Annotated in this window: 15 protein-coding genes, 3 tRNA genes and 1 pseudogene; 15 read left to right on the top strand and 4 right to left on the bottom strand. The window is 58.9% G+C overall.

Annotation, left to right across the window (positions count from 1 at the left end):
• The first annotated feature begins 106 nt into the window (after window positions 1–106).
• Complete coding sequence (locus DA792_RS04215; protein ID WP_107718381.1) at window positions 107–1,888, top strand: SLC13 family permease; 1,782 nt, start codon at window positions 107–109, stop codon at window positions 1,886–1,888.
• A gap of 124 nt (window positions 1,889–2,012) precedes the next feature.
• Complete coding sequence (locus tag DA792_RS04220) at window positions 2,013–2,753, top strand: YebC/PmpR family DNA-binding transcriptional regulator (RefSeq protein WP_107718383.1); 741 nt, start codon at window positions 2,013–2,015, stop codon at window positions 2,751–2,753.
• 31 nt (window positions 2,754–2,784) lie between these two features.
• On the opposite strand, the gene DA792_RS04225 is transcribed toward DA792_RS04220, so the two are convergent.
• Window positions 2,785–3,693, bottom strand: coding sequence for a LysR family transcriptional regulator ArgP (locus DA792_RS04225; RefSeq protein ID WP_107718385.1), 909 nt, complete (start codon window positions 3,691–3,693; stop codon window positions 2,785–2,787).
• 85 nt (window positions 3,694–3,778) lie between these two features.
• On the opposite strand from DA792_RS04225, the gene DA792_RS04230 reads away from it, so the two are divergent.
• The 8 genes from DA792_RS04230 to DA792_RS04270 all read left to right on the top strand — a co-directional run bounded on the left by DA792_RS04230 (window position 3,779) and on the right by DA792_RS04270 (window position 8,515).
• A complete protein-coding gene (locus tag DA792_RS04230; RefSeq protein ID WP_107718387.1) occupies window positions 3,779–4,393 on the top strand; it encodes a LysE/ArgO family amino acid transporter in 615 nt (204 codons plus the stop codon).
• Window positions 4,394–4,429: 36 nt separating this feature from the next.
• The gene (locus tag DA792_RS04235) at window positions 4,430–5,329 is read left to right on the top strand and encodes a DMT family transporter (RefSeq protein ID WP_107718389.1); all 900 of its coding nucleotides are present in this window, start codon (window positions 4,430–4,432) and stop codon (window positions 5,327–5,329) included.
• Window positions 5,330–5,413: 84 nt separating this feature from the next.
• Window positions 5,414–5,656, top strand: a complete 243-nt coding sequence (locus DA792_RS04240; RefSeq protein ID WP_107718391.1) for a YdcH family protein — start codon at window positions 5,414–5,416, stop codon at window positions 5,654–5,656.
• A gap of 354 nt (window positions 5,657–6,010) precedes the next feature.
• Window positions 6,011–6,583 (top strand): thermonuclease family protein, encoded by a 573-nt coding sequence (locus tag DA792_RS04245; protein ID WP_199908112.1) that lies wholly within the window; start codon window positions 6,011–6,013, stop codon window positions 6,581–6,583.
• A gap of 73 nt (window positions 6,584–6,656) precedes the next feature.
• Window positions 6,657–6,732, top strand: a tRNA-Val gene (locus tag DA792_RS04250).
• Between the two features lie 559 nt (window positions 6,733–7,291).
• Window positions 7,292–7,368: transfer RNA gene (locus DA792_RS04260), tRNA-Asp, on the top strand.
• Between the two features lie 70 nt (window positions 7,369–7,438).
• Window positions 7,439–7,515, top strand: a tRNA-Asp gene (locus tag DA792_RS04265).
• Between the two features lie 148 nt (window positions 7,516–7,663).
• On the top strand, window positions 7,664–8,515 hold the full coding sequence (locus tag DA792_RS04270) for a DMT family transporter (RefSeq protein WP_107718395.1): 852 nt from the start codon (window positions 7,664–7,666) through the stop codon (window positions 8,513–8,515).
• A gap of 5 nt (window positions 8,516–8,520) precedes the next feature.
• Here DA792_RS04270 and DA792_RS04275 read toward each other — a convergent pair whose 3' ends face one another.
• From DA792_RS04275 to DA792_RS04285, 3 genes and pseudogenes are all read right to left on the bottom strand, one after another.
• On the bottom strand, window positions 8,521–9,918 hold the full coding sequence (locus tag DA792_RS04275) for a helix-turn-helix domain-containing protein (RefSeq protein ID WP_107718397.1): 1,398 nt from the start codon (window positions 9,916–9,918) through the stop codon (window positions 8,521–8,523).
• 89 nt (window positions 9,919–10,007) lie between these two features.
• Window positions 10,008–11,242, bottom strand: a pseudogene (locus DA792_RS04280) (multidrug effflux MFS transporter).
• 84 nt (window positions 11,243–11,326) lie between these two features.
• The gene (locus DA792_RS04285) at window positions 11,327–12,280 is read right to left on the bottom strand and encodes an META domain-containing protein (protein ID WP_107718399.1); all 954 of its coding nucleotides are present in this window, start codon (window positions 12,278–12,280) and stop codon (window positions 11,327–11,329) included.
• Window positions 12,281–12,527: 247 nt separating this feature from the next.
• Between DA792_RS04285 and DA792_RS04290 the strand changes: the two genes are divergently transcribed.
• Genes DA792_RS04290 through DA792_RS04310 form a run of 5 tightly spaced genes read left to right on the top strand, consistent with a single transcriptional unit; the run spans window position 12,528 to window position 15,714 of the window.
• Window positions 12,528–14,060 carry an acyl-CoA carboxylase subunit beta gene (locus tag DA792_RS04290; RefSeq protein WP_107718401.1) on the top strand — a complete coding sequence of 511 codons (1,533 nt, stop codon included), beginning with the start codon at window positions 12,528–12,530 and terminating at the stop codon, window positions 14,058–14,060.
• 18 nt (window positions 14,061–14,078) lie between these two features.
• Window positions 14,079–14,447, top strand: a complete 369-nt coding sequence (locus tag DA792_RS04295; RefSeq protein ID WP_107718403.1) for a hypothetical protein — start codon at window positions 14,079–14,081, stop codon at window positions 14,445–14,447.
• Complete coding sequence (locus DA792_RS04300) at window positions 14,413–14,883, top strand: DUF6497 family protein (RefSeq protein WP_254679352.1); 471 nt, start codon at window positions 14,413–14,415, stop codon at window positions 14,881–14,883. The genes DA792_RS04295 and DA792_RS04300 overlap by 35 nt, the downstream gene beginning before the upstream one ends.
• 1 nt (window position 14,884) lies before the next feature.
• A complete protein-coding gene (locus tag DA792_RS04305; RefSeq protein ID WP_107718407.1) occupies window positions 14,885–15,292 on the top strand; it encodes a RidA family protein in 408 nt (135 codons plus the stop codon).
• Complete coding sequence (locus DA792_RS04310; protein ID WP_107718409.1) at window positions 15,292–15,714, top strand: hypothetical protein; 423 nt, start codon at window positions 15,292–15,294, stop codon at window positions 15,712–15,714. The genes DA792_RS04305 and DA792_RS04310 overlap by 1 nt, the downstream gene beginning before the upstream one ends.
• The last annotated feature ends 182 nt before the right edge of the window (window positions 15,715–15,896 follow it).

A 15,896-nucleotide genomic window follows, 5' to 3' on the forward strand; every position in this document is an offset into this window, starting at 1 on the left:
TGGCTTGGCCGCGAGAGTGTTTTGAAACTGCCGTTTATTCGAGCTTGTGAACCGGGGGGGCAACAGGTCATATTGCGCTGGATATAGTCACTCAGCGCGAGGATGCATGGAGCTTTTTCAATTCAGCCCTATGACAGAGGCGGTGGTCGCACTTGTCGTGGTTGGTATTATGTTTGTGCTGTTTGTGCGCGAGATTTTTCCAACCGAAGTGGTCGCCATTACGGGGGCGGCCTTGATGATCGTTTTGGGCATTTTGCCCTATGACAAAGGTCTGGCCGTCCTCTCGAACCCGGCCCCTTGGACCATTGCGGCGATGTTTATCGTCATGGGCGCGATGGTGCGCACGGGCGCGCTGGAATGGTTCACCCGCCAAGCCGGAAGATATGCCGAAACCCACCCGCCGGTGGCGATTGCTTTGCTGTTGTTGGTGGTGGTGATCCTGTCAGCCTTTGTCGCCAACACGCCGGTGGTTGTGGTGATGATCCCGGTGTTCATCCAACTGTCTTCTAAGCTCGGGGTTCAGCCCTCTAAGTTGCTGATTCCCCTCAGCTATTGCGCCATTATGGGCGGGACAATCACGCTTTTGGGGACCTCAACCAACCTGTTGGTCGATGGTGTGGCGCGCTCACAAGGCATGGCGCCGTTCACGATTTTCGAAGTCTCGATTTTAGGTCTGATCATCACCGCTTGGGGGTTGTTTTATCTTTTGGTCATCGGGCGGCATCTTTTGCCAAACCGCGACAGTTTGGCGGCGATGTTGTCCTCCGGGCGCTCCAAGATGAAATTTTTCACCGAAGCCGTGGTGCCCCCCGACAGCAACTTGATTGGGCGCGAAGTCACAGGCGTGCAACTGTTTAAACGTGATGGCGTGCGTTTGATCGACGTCATTCGCGGCGACAAATCCTATCGCCATGAGTTGAACGGGTTTCAGCTTCAGGTCGGGGATCGCGTGGTGCTGCGCTCGCAGATCACCGAATTGCTCAGCCTGCAACGCGACAAATCGCTCAAACGCGTCGATCAGGTTTCGACGGTGGAAACCACCACGATGGAGGTGCTGATTACGCCGGGTTGTAAAATGGTCGGGCGCTCGTTGTCCTCGATGCGTCTGCGCCGCCGCTATGGCGTCTATGCGCTTGCGGTGCATCGTCGCAACCAAAACCTAGGTCAGAACATCCAAGACCTCGTGGTGCGGGTGGGCGATACGCTTTTGCTTGAAGGTGCGCCTGCGGATATTCAACGTTTGGCCTCCGATATGGATATGGGCGACGTGTCCGTCCCGACCGAACGCGCCTATCACCGGTCGCACGCGCCGATTGCGCTGGTTGCGATGTTCTCCATCGTCTTTTTGGCGGCTCTCGGCGTTGCGCCGATTCTGATGTTGTCGGTGGTGGCCGTGGCGATTGTTTTGATCACCCGCTGCATTGATGCCGAAGAGGCATTCTCCTTTGTCGATGGGCGGCTTTTGGCGATGATCTTTTCGATGCTGGCCATTGGTGCGGCCTTGGAGGCCTCGGGGGCGGTGCAACTGATCGTCACCGCCTTGACCCCGCATCTTTTGGGCTTGCCGATCTTTTTCGTGGTCTGGGCGATCTATCTTTTGACCTCGCTGTTGACCGAACTTGTGTCCAACAATGCGGTCGCGGTGGTGATCACACCGATTGCCATCGGGTTGGGTCATTCGATGGGGATTGATCCGCGCGGGCTTGTCGTGGCGGTGATGGTGGCCGCGTCCGCGTCTTTTGCCACGCCGATCGGCTATCAAACCAACACCATGGTCTACGGTCCAGGCGGCTATAAATTCACCGATTACATGAAAATCGGTATCCCGTTGAACATCTCCATCGGGCTCTTGGCCTCTGCTGTGATCCCGTTCCTTTGGCCGATGTAGGGCGAATTCTTTTGAATTTGCCCGCTTTCCCGCCATTGAGCCCTGCGCGTGATCTTGCGGGCGGGGGGTGGATCGCCTATAGAGACGCGAATGCTGACTTAATTGAATTTGCGGAGGTGCCTCAATGGCAGGCCATTCTAAATGGGCAAACATCCAGCACCGTAAAGGGCGCCAGGATGCGGTGCGGTCCAAACTGTTTTCCAAACTCGCCAAGGAAATCACCGTGGCGGCGAAAATGGGCGACCCCGACCCGGAGAAAAACCCGCGTCTGCGTCTGGCGGTGAAGACGGCGAAAACGGCGTCTTGTCCGAAAGACGTGATTGATCGCGCGATCAAAAAGGCCATGGGCGGCGATGCGGAGAACTATGACGAAATCCGCTATGAGGGCTACGGCCCCTCGGGCATCGCCTTTATCGTCGAAACCATGACCGACAACGTCAACCGCACCGCCTCCAACGTGCGCTCCTATTTCACCAAAGCGGGTGGCAATTTGGGCACCTCTGGCTCGGTGTCCTTCATGTTCGACCGTGTTGGTGAAATCACTTATGATGCCTCTGCGGGGGATGCCGACACGGTGATGATGGCCGCGATTGAAGCGGGCGCTGAGGATGTGGAATCGGATGAGGATGGTCACTGGATCTACACGGCAGATAGCGATCTGTCGGCGGTTTCGGATGCTTTGGAGGCCGTTTTGGGCGAATCCAAAGAGGCCAAACTGATCTGGAAACCGCAGAACCGCACCGAGGTCGATCTTGAGGCGGCGCAAAAGCTGATGCGCCTGCTTGAGACCATCGAAGACGATGATGATGTGCAATCTGTGACGGCCAACTTTGACGTGCCGGACGATGTTGCCGCGCAGCTTTAATTGCTGATGCGACAGGTTTTGAAAGCCCCCGCTATGTTGCGGGGGTTTTAGTTTGGATCAGCTGAGATTTGGCCGCCGCCACAATCGCCTGTGTCACGGGCGCAAGCACCGCCGCGTTCAACCGCGAAACATGCCAAAACAGCGCAATGTCGACGGGCTCGGGCGAAAGGCGCTGTAAGGCCCCTGAGGCCAGATGCGGCGCCAAAAGAGCCGCAGGGTTCAGCCCCCAACCCAATCCCAACACAGCCGCATCGACAAAGCCATGGGTGGAGGGGATGCGATGCGCGGGCAGGGACAGGCGTTGTCCGGTCAACCGTGTGGCCCAAATGTCCTGAAGCCGATCCTTTTCATTATAGATCAAAGAGGGGGCGTTGGTGAGCGCTGCGGCGGTGATCCCGGTCGGGAGGTGGCGTGCGATAAAGTCGGGAGAAGCCACCGCCTCATAACGCAGCACGCCGAGCGGATGGATGTCACAGCCCGCGACAGCCGTGGCCCGCGCCGACACGGCCCCGCTGACGTCACCACGCTTGAGGGCCTCGGCGGAATGATCCTGATCGTCGATCTCCAGTTGGAACAACAGCCCGTCCTGCACCGCAAGCGCCATCGCCGTACAAAACCATGTGGCGAGACTGTCGGCATTGACCGCAATGCGCAGAGGCCGCCGGGTCGCACGCGCGTCCTGCCCCAGATCGCGGCTCAGTTGTGCCTCTAACAGGCCAACATCCTCCATATGCCGTGCCAGGCGGCGTCCGGTTTCTGTCCCGGTACAGGGCGCGCCGCGCAGCACCAAAGGCGTGCCCATCCGGTCTTCAAGCGCCTTGATCCGTTGGGAAATCGCCGAGGGGGTGACGTGCAGCGCATGGGCGGCGGCCTCAAAGCTGCCGCTGCGCAGAACATGGGTGAGGGCGGTAAGGGCAGGGTAATCGGATGAGATAAGCATAACTAATCTTGGAGAAGTACCTTTAATTTGTCTAACTTAAATTTTGCCCCTATTCGAAAGCGACAGATCCATTGGAGCGCTGACCATGCCACCCGATTTTCCCGTTTTCCTCACCGGCTTTCTCACCGGGCTCAGTCTGATTGTCGCCATCGGCGCGCAAAACGCCTTTGTGCTGCGCCAAGGCATCCGCCGGGCCCATGTGGTGCCGATCGTGTTGGTCTGCGCGCTCTCGGATGCGGCCTTGATCTCGGTCGGCGTGTTTGCCTCGGCGCAGGTCTCCGTGGCCTTTCCGCAATTTCTGCCGCTGATGCGCTGGGGCGGAGCGGCGTTTTTGACCCTTTATGGCGCAAAGGCGGCCTGGGCTGCGATCAAGGGCGGCGGGCATCTTGAGGCGGCAACGGGCGGGGCAGGGTCTTTGATTGGGGCTGTGAGCACGGCGCTGGCGCTGACCTGGCTGAACCCGCATGTCTATCTCGACACCGTGGTGCTTTTGGGGGCTGTGTCGGCGCGATTTGCGGGCGCGGAGGAGGCCTTTGCCATCGGCGCGATCACCGCATCTTTCGCCTTCTTTTTCGCGCTTGGGTTCGGGGCGCGGTTTTTGGCACCGATCTTTGCCCGCGACATCTCATGGCGTGTGTTGGACGCGTTGATCGCCGGTGTCATGTGGACAATTGCCATCAGCCTTGTGCGCGGCGGCTGAATTGCCATTCCCGACAAATCCCGCGAGTGTCGCGCCATGATACAGATCAGCAAACCCGTTCAGGGCATCTTGTGGATGCTTTTGACCACGTTGAACTTCGTGATGGTCAACGTCTTGGTCAAATATGTCGGCAGTGGGCTTCCTATTTTGGAATCGGCATTCTTGCGGTTCCTTTTGGGGCTGGTGTTCCTGATCCCGGCGCTGAAATCGGTGGCCAAGGTCCAGTTCACGCCACGGCTGTGGAAACTCACCTTTGGCCGCGCGTTGTTTCACGCTCTTGCTATGACCTGTTGGTTTTTTGCCATGACCAAAATCCCGATGGGCGAAGTCACGGCGATGAATTTTATGAACCCGATCTATGTCTCGATCGGCGCGGTGATGTTGTTTGGCGAACGCATTGCTTTGCCGCGCATCTTGGCATTGGTGGTGGCGTTCTTGGGCGGGTTGGTGATCCTCAGGCCGGGCTTTCGCGAGATCGACCCCGGCCATTTGGCGATGATCGTCTCCGCCATCGCCTTTGCCGGCTCCTATCTGATCGCCGGCCAATTGACCCGCGAATTGCCCGCCTCTGTCGTGGTGTTTTTGATGTCCGTGACCGTGCCTCTGGTGATCGCGCCTTTTGCTGTTTTGCATTGGCAAACGCCGACGCTGCACGAGGTGGTCTTGTTGTTTTTCACCGCTGCCTTCGCCACATTTGGCCATTATTCGATGACCCGCGCTTTTTCTTGTGCGCCGCAATCGGTGGTGCAGCCGGTGGTGTTTATCCAACTGATCTGGTCGGTCAGCCTTGGGATGCTGTTGTTTGGTGAGGCGTTTGACCCGTTTGTGATTTTGGGCGGGGCGATGATCATTGGCGCGGTGTCCTTTATCACATGGCGGGAAGCGCGGGCGAAACGCTCTGCGCGTGTCGCGGCGGCGATGAGTGAGAAACTGTGAATTTTGTTGATCTTGGTCAATGTGACGGGCGGTTGATCCGTCCAAACTGACACCAATTCAGGACGCAGACATAAGGAGAAGCGCATGTCCAATACGCCACACCAATTGATCACAGATTTCCCAGATCTTGCGGATAAGATTTCCGCGCTGAAGTTGGAAGACACCCATTTTTCCCGTCTGATGGACGCGTATAATGAGTTGAATGATCAGGTGCATTTGGCCGAAAGCGATATCAATCCGATGGAAGATTTGGCTTTGACCGAGCTGCGCAAAAAACGGATGGCATTGAAAGATGAGCTTTATGGGATTTTGACCGCTCCGGCGTGAGGTTTGCCTCTTTTGAGGGGGTGAAATCCAGTAAAAAAGCGAGCAGGGCGCGTTAACCGAGAAGGGACGCGCCCTCTTGTATTGGGAGAACAAATCATGCACAATTAGTGTGTGAGGTTGGGTAAAATACCATATGTTGCGGCTCTTTGGGTCGCATTGGGGCTTGGATTCGCCCTGATTCCCCCGAAAACAGCGCAGGCTGTGGGGGAGAGGACCGCTATTGAGGCCCAGACGGGCGGGCAAGCCGATAAAGCCCGACAAATTGCCTCAAATGCCCCCCAAAAAGTCGCGCAAACATTCGACCAGTCCGGATTAATTCATAGCAAAAGCCTCCGCGTCGTCGATGGTGACACGGTGGTCTTGGGCACAGTGCGCATCCGCCTGTTTGGCATTGATGCGCCTGAGCTGTCACAGAGCTGTAGCGACATCCAAGGCGCGTCTTGGGGGTGCGGTGCATGGTCGAAAGCGGTGTTGGAACGGCTGGCGCAACCCGGCCTGTCCTGCGCGCCGAAAGACACCGACAGATACGGGCGCACGGTGGCTGTTTGCTATGACGCAACGGGCGTGGATGTGAACGCCGAAATGGTCGCGGCGGGGGCGGCCTATGCTTACGTCAAATACGCCAAAGATTATGTTGAAACCGAAGCGTATGCGCGCGCCGGTGGCATTGGTTTGTGGCGTGCGGCGGTGACTCCGCCTGCCCAATATCGGGCTGACAAACGCGCCACACAGGTTGCGTCAAAGCCGGTTCAAACCCATCCAGAGGGCTGCGCGATCAAAGGCAATATCTCGAAATCCGGCAAACTCTACCATCTGCCCGGCGGGCGCTGGTACGAGGGCACACGGATTTCTCCCGCCTCTGGCGAGCGTTGGTTTTGTTCGGAAGGCGACGCACAGGCCGCCGGATGGCGCCGCGCACAGGGCTGATCCGCGTCAAAGCGCGACAAAGCCGTTTACCCCCTTGCATGCCCCGAATTTTTCGCCTAAACGCCTCTGCACCGGGTCGTTAGCTCAGTTGGTAGAGCGCTTCGTTTACACCGAAGATGTCGGGAGTTCGAGCCTCTCACGACCCACCATTTCCCTTATCCTGCGAAATCTGCGGAATGCGCTTGCAATGCAAGGTGTGCGCCTGTCTTAATGACCGTGAAAGGCCTATGGTCTCTCAATATGCGGAAGGTGGATGTGCGGATTGTCGAAGAAATACGGATCAGGAACCAGGCCAGCAAGGGCGGTGTGGTGAAGGCCATACTGATTTGTGCAGGCTTAGAGATATTTCTTCTCTATTTGGCGGTCTATGAGCCCCAGTGGTGGAGGGAGGATCGCCGTTATCTTCCCTATCTTGCACATGTCTTGGCTGGCCTCATGCCATTTGTCTGTGTTTGGGGCGTCTGGACCGCTCCAACAACGCGGGAAGCGTTCGAAAAGAGGCTTGAGGAAAGACGGCGCAGAAAGTGAAACGCGCGTCGGGCAAGAGGGGGGGCTTGCCGGGGCGGAGATGGACTTGGGGGCGCAGTTTTGCCGGTTTAAAGTTTTTTCTCGCCCCCGACACTTTTTCGCGATTCCCCGCTTGACGAGGGCGCGTACCGGCCATAGAACGCCCCTCACGTTCGGGGCTTGGCCCCGGTCGGGTAGCGGGCGGTTGTAGCTCAGATGGTTAGAGTACCGGCCTGTCACGCCGGGGGTCGCGGGTTCGAGCCCCGTCAACCGCGCCACGCTACCACACCGGAAACGGCACGCGTCTGAAAGGGCGCATTGGAAAGACCTTGCCTCTTTTGGCAATGCGCGGTTGTAGCTCAGCTGGTTAGAGTACCGGCCTGTCACGCCGGGGGTCGCGGGTTCGAGCCCCGTCAACCGCGCCACTTTCTTTCTCAATACACCTTCAGCTTTCTCACTTTGAGAACCATGATGTTCTCTCATACCTGTTACCTTTGACCCTCTTGCGCTTTTGCGCCTGCCCCCTCAGCATGGCCTTTCGCACACCGTACGCCGCGCACTAGGGAGGCACTCATGGGCCGTATCGACGTCAAAACCTCGGGCCTCTTGCTGCTCACGCTCATCGCCTTTGCGGGCAATTCGCTTTTGACCCGTGCCGCGCTGTCGGACCCGGCGCATGCGACAAGTGGCAGCGCCATAGCATTTGCGGCCGTGCGGTTGATGTCTGGGGCGGTGGTTTTGGCTGGTTTGGCAACGTGGCGCCATCAGCCTCTGCGCCCAAGCCGGTCCGATCTGCCGACCATTTTCGCATTGTTCGCCTATGCCGCCGCGTTTTCGCTCGCCTATGTCTCGATGTCGGCGGCCAGCGGCGCGTTGATCCTGTTTGCGATGGTTCAAGTCACCATGTTGGCGTTGGGCTATCTGCGGGGCCACCGGATCGGGGGCTGGGCGATTTTGGGCGTTGTGATTGCCTTGTCGGGGCTGGCGTGGCTGCTGTTTCCGGGCTTGACCGCCCCGCCTTTGGGCGCGGCGCTTTTGATGGCACTCGCGGGGGCGGCTTGGGGCGTTTATAGCCTGCTTGGGCGCGGGGCCTCGGCGCCACTGGCGCGCACGGCGCGTAATTTTATCGGTACGGCACCCTTGGCGCTGATCGCGTTTTTCCTTAGCCCAATGGCCTCGGCGCTCACCGGGTTTGGCTGGCTCATGGCGCTCACCTCCGGCGCTGTGACCTCGGCGTTGGGCTATGCACTCTGGTATGCGGTGCTGCCGCGGCTCTCGCCGTCCTTGGCCGCAAGTGCACAGCTTTCAGTGCCCGTCATCACCGCATTTGCAGGCGCGCTCTTGCTCGGGGAACCCATGGGAATGCGGTTGGTGATGGCCTCTGGATTGATCTTGGGCGGGGTCTGGCTGAGCGCGCGCGGCTGATGGTCTCAGTCGATCCGGTAGGGCAGGGTGCCACGGTTGTTCGGGTCAATTGTCAGCCGCCGTTCCAGCGGGGGGATCGAACGTTGATGGCAATCGCGCCGCTCGCAAATCCGGCAGGAAATCCCAATCGGCTCAAACGCCGCCGGTTTGGTCACATCCAAATCATCAGCATAGACCATCTCGGAGGCGTGGGTCACCTCACAGCCCAATCCAATCGCATAGCGCCGCACAGGCGCATGAAACGCGCCGCCGGGTTTGGACACATCGCGCGCGATTGACAGGTAGCGCACCCCATCCGGGGTTTCCGCCAATTGCCGGAGGAAATGTCCGGGCCGTTCAAAGGCTTGGTGCACATTCCACAGCGGGCAGGCACCGCCATAGCGGGCAAATTGCAGCCGTGTGGCAGAGTGGCGTTTGGTGATGGTTCCGGCCTGATCGACACGGACGAAATAGAACGGAATGCCCTTGGCTCCCGCCCGCTGAAGCGTGGACAGCCGGTGCGCGACCTGTTCGATTGACGCGCCAAAGCGATCCGCCAAAAGTTCAAGGTCGTGACGCACCTCTTGGGCTGTGGCCAAGAATTCGGTGTAGGGCAAAAGCGCGGCACCTGCGAAATAATTGGCCAATCCGATGCGCGCAATTTGCCGCGCTTGTTCGGATTGAAAACGCGCCAGATCCAGTGTCGCATCCAACAGTTTGCCATGGGTCACAAGGGCGAGTTGGTGCAGGATTTGAAAGCTGCGTGTCGCACCTGAGGCGCGGGCTGAAATGGTCAATGTGCCACTGTCCGGGTCAAACCGGCGCAGGCTATCACCGGAGGCGCGCAGATTGATGCCGCTGCGCTCCAATGTGTCAATCGCGGCCTTGACCACATCGCGGTGCTCACCATGCGGGCGGGCAAAGTTTTCCGCCGCGCGGTCCACCGGGTCGATATAATTGTCGCAATAATGAAAGAAATCGCGCACCTCTTCCCATGCGCTGGGGCGGGCGGGATTGTTTTCGCGGTCCAGTGCCTCGTCCATCGAGGCCAGCCGTTCGGTGGTTTGGCGATAGGCGCGGTGCAGTTCCAAAAAGGCGCGCGCCAAAGCGGGGGCATTGGAGGCGGCAAGGCGCAGATCGGCCAAGGGCGGTGCGCCATCGGCAAAGACCGGATCAACCAAGGCCTCGCGCATGTCGGTGACCATGCGTTCGGCGTCGCCTGAGGAAAGCTCGGTGACGTCAAAGCCAAATTCCTGCGCCAGCGCCAAGACCACGCCAGTGGAGACCGGGCGGTTGTTGTTTTCCATCTGGTTGAGATAGGGCAGGGACACGCCAAGTTTTTCGGCAAAGGCGCGTTGGGTCAGGCCCAGACGCGTCCGGGTCTCGCGCAGTTTCGCACCGGCATAGAGTTTCTGCTGAGCCATGGCTGCCCTCGTGTCTCTGAATTGTTTGCAAAGCAAGGTTTGCCATTGCAAACTCTGCTTGGCAAGAGGGGAGCGCGCGGGGCGGGCGCTTAGCTTATGGCAATCACACGTTCACGCCGCACCACCCAAATCGCGGCCAGGATCGACGCGCCTGAGGCCCCGGCCATGATGTACAAAAGCGGCAGCGCGCCGCCTTCGACGGTGAGCACCGAACCCGCAAAGGCCGCCAAAATTGCCCCGCCGCCGATATACATCGAGCCGCCCAGCCCCGCCGCCGTACCGGCAAGATGCGGGCGCACGGAAAGCGATCCGGCGATGGAATTGGGCAATTGCATGCCGTTGCCGAGGCCTACGAAGGTGATGAAAAAGAAAAAGCTTTCGGGCGTGGCGTGGTCCAGGAGGAACAAAACGAGCGAGCCGAGGATGCCCAACGTGCTGACGCTCGCGCCGATCATGATCATCGTATTCATGCCGAGGCGGGTGGAAAATTTACCTGCCAGAAAATTGCCAAAGAAATAGCCGACAGCGGGGGCTGCCATATAGAGGCCAAGCCGATCTTCTGAGAGGCCAAACAGCGTCGAGCCGACGAAAGGCGCACCGCCAAGAAAGGCGAAATAGGCCCCCGATGCGGTCGCAGCCGACAGGGCATAGCCCAGAAAGCGTTGGGATTTGAGCAGTTCGGGAAAGCCACGCAGCGTGTCCATCATGGACCCTGTGCGCTTTGGCGCGGTTTCGCCCGCATCGAAAAACACCATGACCAACAGCAACAGGCCGACGCCGAACAGCAACCAAAAGCTGCTCTGCCAGCCATAATGCGAGGTCAAAATGCCCCCACGGAGGGCGCAACCATTGGCACAAGAGACATGCCCATGGTGACATAGGCGATCATTTGCGCCGCCTCTTCGCCGGGCACCATGTCGCGCACGATGGCGCGCGACAGCACCATGGCGGTGACGATCCCGGCCTGTGTGGCGCGCAAGACCAAGAACACGCCGGCAGTGGGGGCAAAAATGGCCCCAAGCGTGGCAAGGAGAAAAAGCAAGATGCCGCCGATCAACACCGGACGGCGACCATAGCGATCAGACAGGGGGCCGACGACCAGTTGCAGCACCGCATTGACGCCAAGGAAAATCGCCACAGAAAGCTGCATCACCCGATATTCGGTGCCGAAATAGGCGGTCATTTCGGGCAGGGCGGGCAAAAACACGTTGATGGTCATGGCGGACAATCCGGCCATGAGCACTAAGGTGACGATATGCGGCGGTGTTGTCCGGTCAAGAAAGCGGACAACAGGCTTTGACGAGGTGTTGGGCTTTTGTGTCATGGCGCAACAATAGGCGGCCTTGCTGGGCTGTCTATGGCAAACCCATACATGTTTTTGCACAGGGCATTCGCTGCGGATAGAGATTCAGCGCCCTGCGATCACCGCACCCTCATTGCCATGCAGCAGGACCAAATCCCCGCTCTCGTTGATTTCAAAGCGCTCAACAGCGGCCAAACTGGCCAGAAAGTTGTGTTCCTGTTGCATCGCATCCGCAGCGCAGGCCATGCGTGTGGTGGCCAGTGGTCCAATCATCACCTGGCCCTCGCCGGTGATCGACATCTGCCCTGCAAAGCGGTTGCACCCCGTCGAGCCAGAAAGCTGGCCGGTGTTTGTGATGGCAAAGGTGATGGGGTGGGCCTCAAGCGGGGGGTGGCCCGCATAATCTTTTACTTGCCAGTCCGGGCCTTGCAAAAGCGCCATTGTGTCGCCGCCACAGCCACGAAAGTCTGATGTCGCCGTGGTGAGGGTGACGGTCTGCGGGTAGGGTCGTCCGCTCATGTCATCGTAACACACCGCATCTTCTTGGGTGAGGGTGAGGGCAAAGGCCGGGATGGTGTAGATTGTACGCGCCCCGTCCGGCATGGGATCAGGTCGGCGCAGGTCAAGGCGGTCTTCGCCATAATTGAGATCAAAGAGAATCCGCTCTCCCGTGATCTGAACCCGCCACCCGGGTTCGTTGCCCTGCGCGCTCCACGGGTTGGTCCGGGGCTCAAGGCGGCAGTCGGTAAGAGCCGTGCCGTTCAGCGTGACCGACGCAGTGCGGCCCTTGATCCAGACCAGCGTGCTTTCGTCAGCGGTTGCGTATTTCGCCCCATCGGCGGACGGCACTTGGGGCAAGGGCACTTGGGGCAAGGTATAGATGTCATTGTCTGTCGTGATCGAAAGGGCTTCGTCGGCAAAGGTGACGTCGAAGGTCTCAGAGGCACAGATCATCCGGTAGGACATCGTTTCGGTGCTGTCACCTGCGAGGCTGGGGGTGGCGAGAGCCATCAGCGCAAGGGTCAGCGCGATGGAGGGTGACTGGGGAGTTCTATACATACCTGCCTCATACAAAGAGATCGTCTTGTGCTGGCTGTGACGGTATCAGACCAAAGAGGGGAGACCCAAGCGGCTGGTTTTTGCGGTCGGCGCAAATCTGCCACTGCGATTTTTCTGCGTCGAATATTTGCGAATTTGCGATTAGCAAAAAAATTATTTTGCATAGTTTGCAAATCTGCCAGACTCTGCTTTGACGCCGGCGCGTGCCCGCGTAAGGTGCGCCCTGAAATGACGAGGAGGCCCACCCGTGAAAGACATCATCCAAGAACTTCACGATCGCCGCAATGAGGCCCGTCTGGGAGGCGGACAGCGACGCATCGACAGCCAACATGCCAAAGGCAAACTCACCGCACGCGAGCGGGTTGAGCTTTTGCTTGATGAGGGCAGCTTTGAAGAGTTTGACATGTTCAAAACCCATCGCTGCACCGATTTCGGCATGGAGGAGAGCAAACCCTACGGTGACGGTGTGATCACCGGCTGGGGCACGATCAATGGCCGTATGGTCTACGTGTTCAGTCAAGATTTCACTGTGTTCGGCGGCTCGCTGTCGGAAACCCACGCTGAAAAGATCGTCAAGATCATGGATATGGCGGTGCAAAACGGTGCGCCTGTGATCGGTCTCAACGACTCGGGTGGCGCACGTATTCAGGAAGGCGTGGCCTCGCTTGCGGGCTATGCCGAAGTGTTCCAACGCAACATCATGGCCTCCGGCGTCGTGCCGCAGATCTCCGTGATCATGGGCCCGTGCGCGGGTGGGGCGGTTTATTCGCCTGCCATGACCGACTTTATTTTCATGGTCAAAGACACGTCCTACATGTTCGTCACCGGCCCTGATGTGGTGAAAACCGTGACCAACGAAGTGGTGACCGCCGAGGAATTGGGCGGGGCATCGACCCACACCAAAAAATCCTCAGTTGCCGATGGTGCCTTTGAAAACGACATCGAAGCGCTGACCGAAGTCCGCCGCTTGGTCGATTTCTTGCCGCTCAACAACCGCGAGAAAGCCCCGGTGCGCCCGTTCTTTGATGCGCCGGATCGGATTGACGCGTCGCTCGACACGATCATCCCGGACAACGCCAATACGCCCTACGACATGAAAGAAGTGATCTATAAGATCGCGGATGAGGGTGATTTTTACGAAATCCAAGAAAACCACGCCAAAAACATCATCACCGGCTTTATCCGCCTCGAAGGTCAGACGGTCGGCGTTGTGGCGAACCAGCCGATGGTCTTGGCTGGCTGTCTCGACATCGACAGCTCGAAAAAAGCCGCGCGGTTTGTGCGCTTTTGTGATGCGTTCGAAATCCCGGTGCTGACTCTTGTGGACGTTCCGGGCTTTTTGCCGGGCACCTCTCAGGAATACGGCGGCGTGATCAAACATGGCGCGAAATTGCTCTTTGCCTATGGCGAAGCGACCGTGCCGAAAGTGACCGTGATCACCCGCAAAGCCTATGGCGGTGCCTATGACGTGATGGCGTCCAAGCACCTGCGCGGCGATTTCAATTACGCCTGGCCGACCGCAGAAATCGCGGTGATGGGGGCCAAAGGGGCCACCGAAATCATCCATCGCGCCGATCTGAAGGATGCGGAAAAGATCGCCAAGCATACGGCCAGCTACGAGGCCCGTTTTGCCAATCCGTTTGTCGCCGCCGAACGGGGCTTCATCGACGAGGTGATCCAACCGCGCTCGACCCGCAAACGCATCACGCGGGCCTTTGCCTCTCTGCGCAATAAAAAGATCGAGAACCCGTGGAAAAAACACGACAATATCCCGCTCTAAGCGGGGTCGTGAGGACAAATGACCCGCAGTCAGTGGCATATCTCTGAGGCGGATGGTGCGTTGATCTTGTCGCGCCGTCTGCCCGCACAGTTTGATGTTGCGGTGAAAACCGTGATTTCAGGCGGCGCGGGGCTGCGCAAAGCGCGCATCGCTCATCAGGTGCGCCAAGACATGTGGCGTGCCCTGCAAAATCTGCGCGGGTTTAGTCCGGTGGTGCGTGTTGCCACACACGGGCCAGATCTGGAAATCACCGCCGGCGGTACCATCGCCGGACGGTTCCCGAAAGCGGCCACAGAGGCGCGGGTGAGCGCGGTTTTGGAAAACCCAAATCTGCGCGCCCGGTGGGCCAGATATGCCACTGCCCTTAAGAAGGAGAAGACCACATGATCTTGCGTTTGTCGTCTTTCGCGGCGGGTGTGATGGCCTTTGCGCTGCCCTTTTGGGGGGGGCGGCGGCGGCGGAGGGAACTCCGGTTGCGGCACAGGATGTGGCCGTGCCCTCGGGGCAGCCGGTGGCGTTTTATGAAACCTTGATGGATCGTCCCGCGATGGGGCTGACCGCACGGTTCCGATTTGTCGCGCCCGAACTTGGGCAGCGGATCAAAACCATGGCCTATGAGGCGCTTGAGGCCGACCTCTCATCGCTCTGCGTCAGCTACGCCCTACCGCGTCTGGCCGAACCTACGCCTGCGATCATCGTGATTTCACTGTCAGAGCGCCCGACCGAATTTGGGTCCCCTGACCCGAATGTGGCACAGGTGTTTGAGGCCTATCGTCCGACCGAAACGGATGCGGGTGCGATTTGTGAATGGGAGGCGTTTTAAGATGGCCCCTAAATTCCATCTGTTTTCCAACGGTCCGCGACCGGTCGCACCGTTTTCTCATGCGGTCGAGGATGACGGGTGGGTGATCCTCACTGGACAAATGCCGACCGATCCGAACGCGCCTGACGCGCCGCTGCCCGAGGGGATCGCGGCGCAAACCCGCCGCGTGATGGACAACCTTGTGTTGATTTTGGCTGAATTGGGCCTGCGTGCAGAGCATATTATGCAATGCCGCTGCTTTCTGACCGAGTTCGAGCGCGATTACGCCCTGTTCAACGACACGTACAAAAGTTACTTCCCCGAGGGTAGGCTTCCGGCACGCACCACGGTGGGCGTGACCGCGTTGGCCGTTGGTGCGTTGGTTGAGATCGACCTCATCGCGCGCCGACCAGATCAGGGAGACAGCTGATGGCACGCGATTATATGACCAAACACAAAGGATTTCCGGGCCGCTTTCCGGGCACGGATTTCCAATTCACCATTCGCCGCGCGAACCCCAAAGGGGTGACGCCGCTCAAGGCGCTGGAGCGCTACAAAGACCGCAAGTCGCTCGACAAGCGGGTTGATGCGGCGTTTTTGATGGCCTTGGTCGAACAGTTTGGCGAGGAGCCGTTTGAGCGCGGCAATTTGGACGCAGGCCGCTTGTCGTGGCTGTTTGGCCGCGAAGTTGTGCCCGCCGATGCCGAAGATTTTGATCCGGCCTCTTATGAGGCGCTTCTTAAGGTCGATATGGGTCGGGCTATGGCCTCCTATCCCGAAATTTTCGCCTCTGATGAGGACGAAGAAGCCCCCGATTGGGACGAGATGTGGAACGGGGAGCAAGAGGACTGATGCGCGGAATTTCGCTTGGCATTGGGGTGTTTGCGCGAACTGCTGCCAGTTTTGGTGGGCGGTTTGGCTATGTCCTTGCGAGCGAAAGCGATGCATCCCATCTTACGGGTAGGACGCAGGTGACCAGCAACACCTCGTCCTGTTCTGAAAACCGTTACCCTTCCCCTTTGGCGAGGTCTGTA

Source organism: Celeribacter baekdonensis, assembly GCF_003047105.1.
Taxonomy (GTDB): Bacteria; Pseudomonadota; Alphaproteobacteria; order Rhodobacterales; family Rhodobacteraceae; genus Celeribacter; species Celeribacter baekdonensis_B.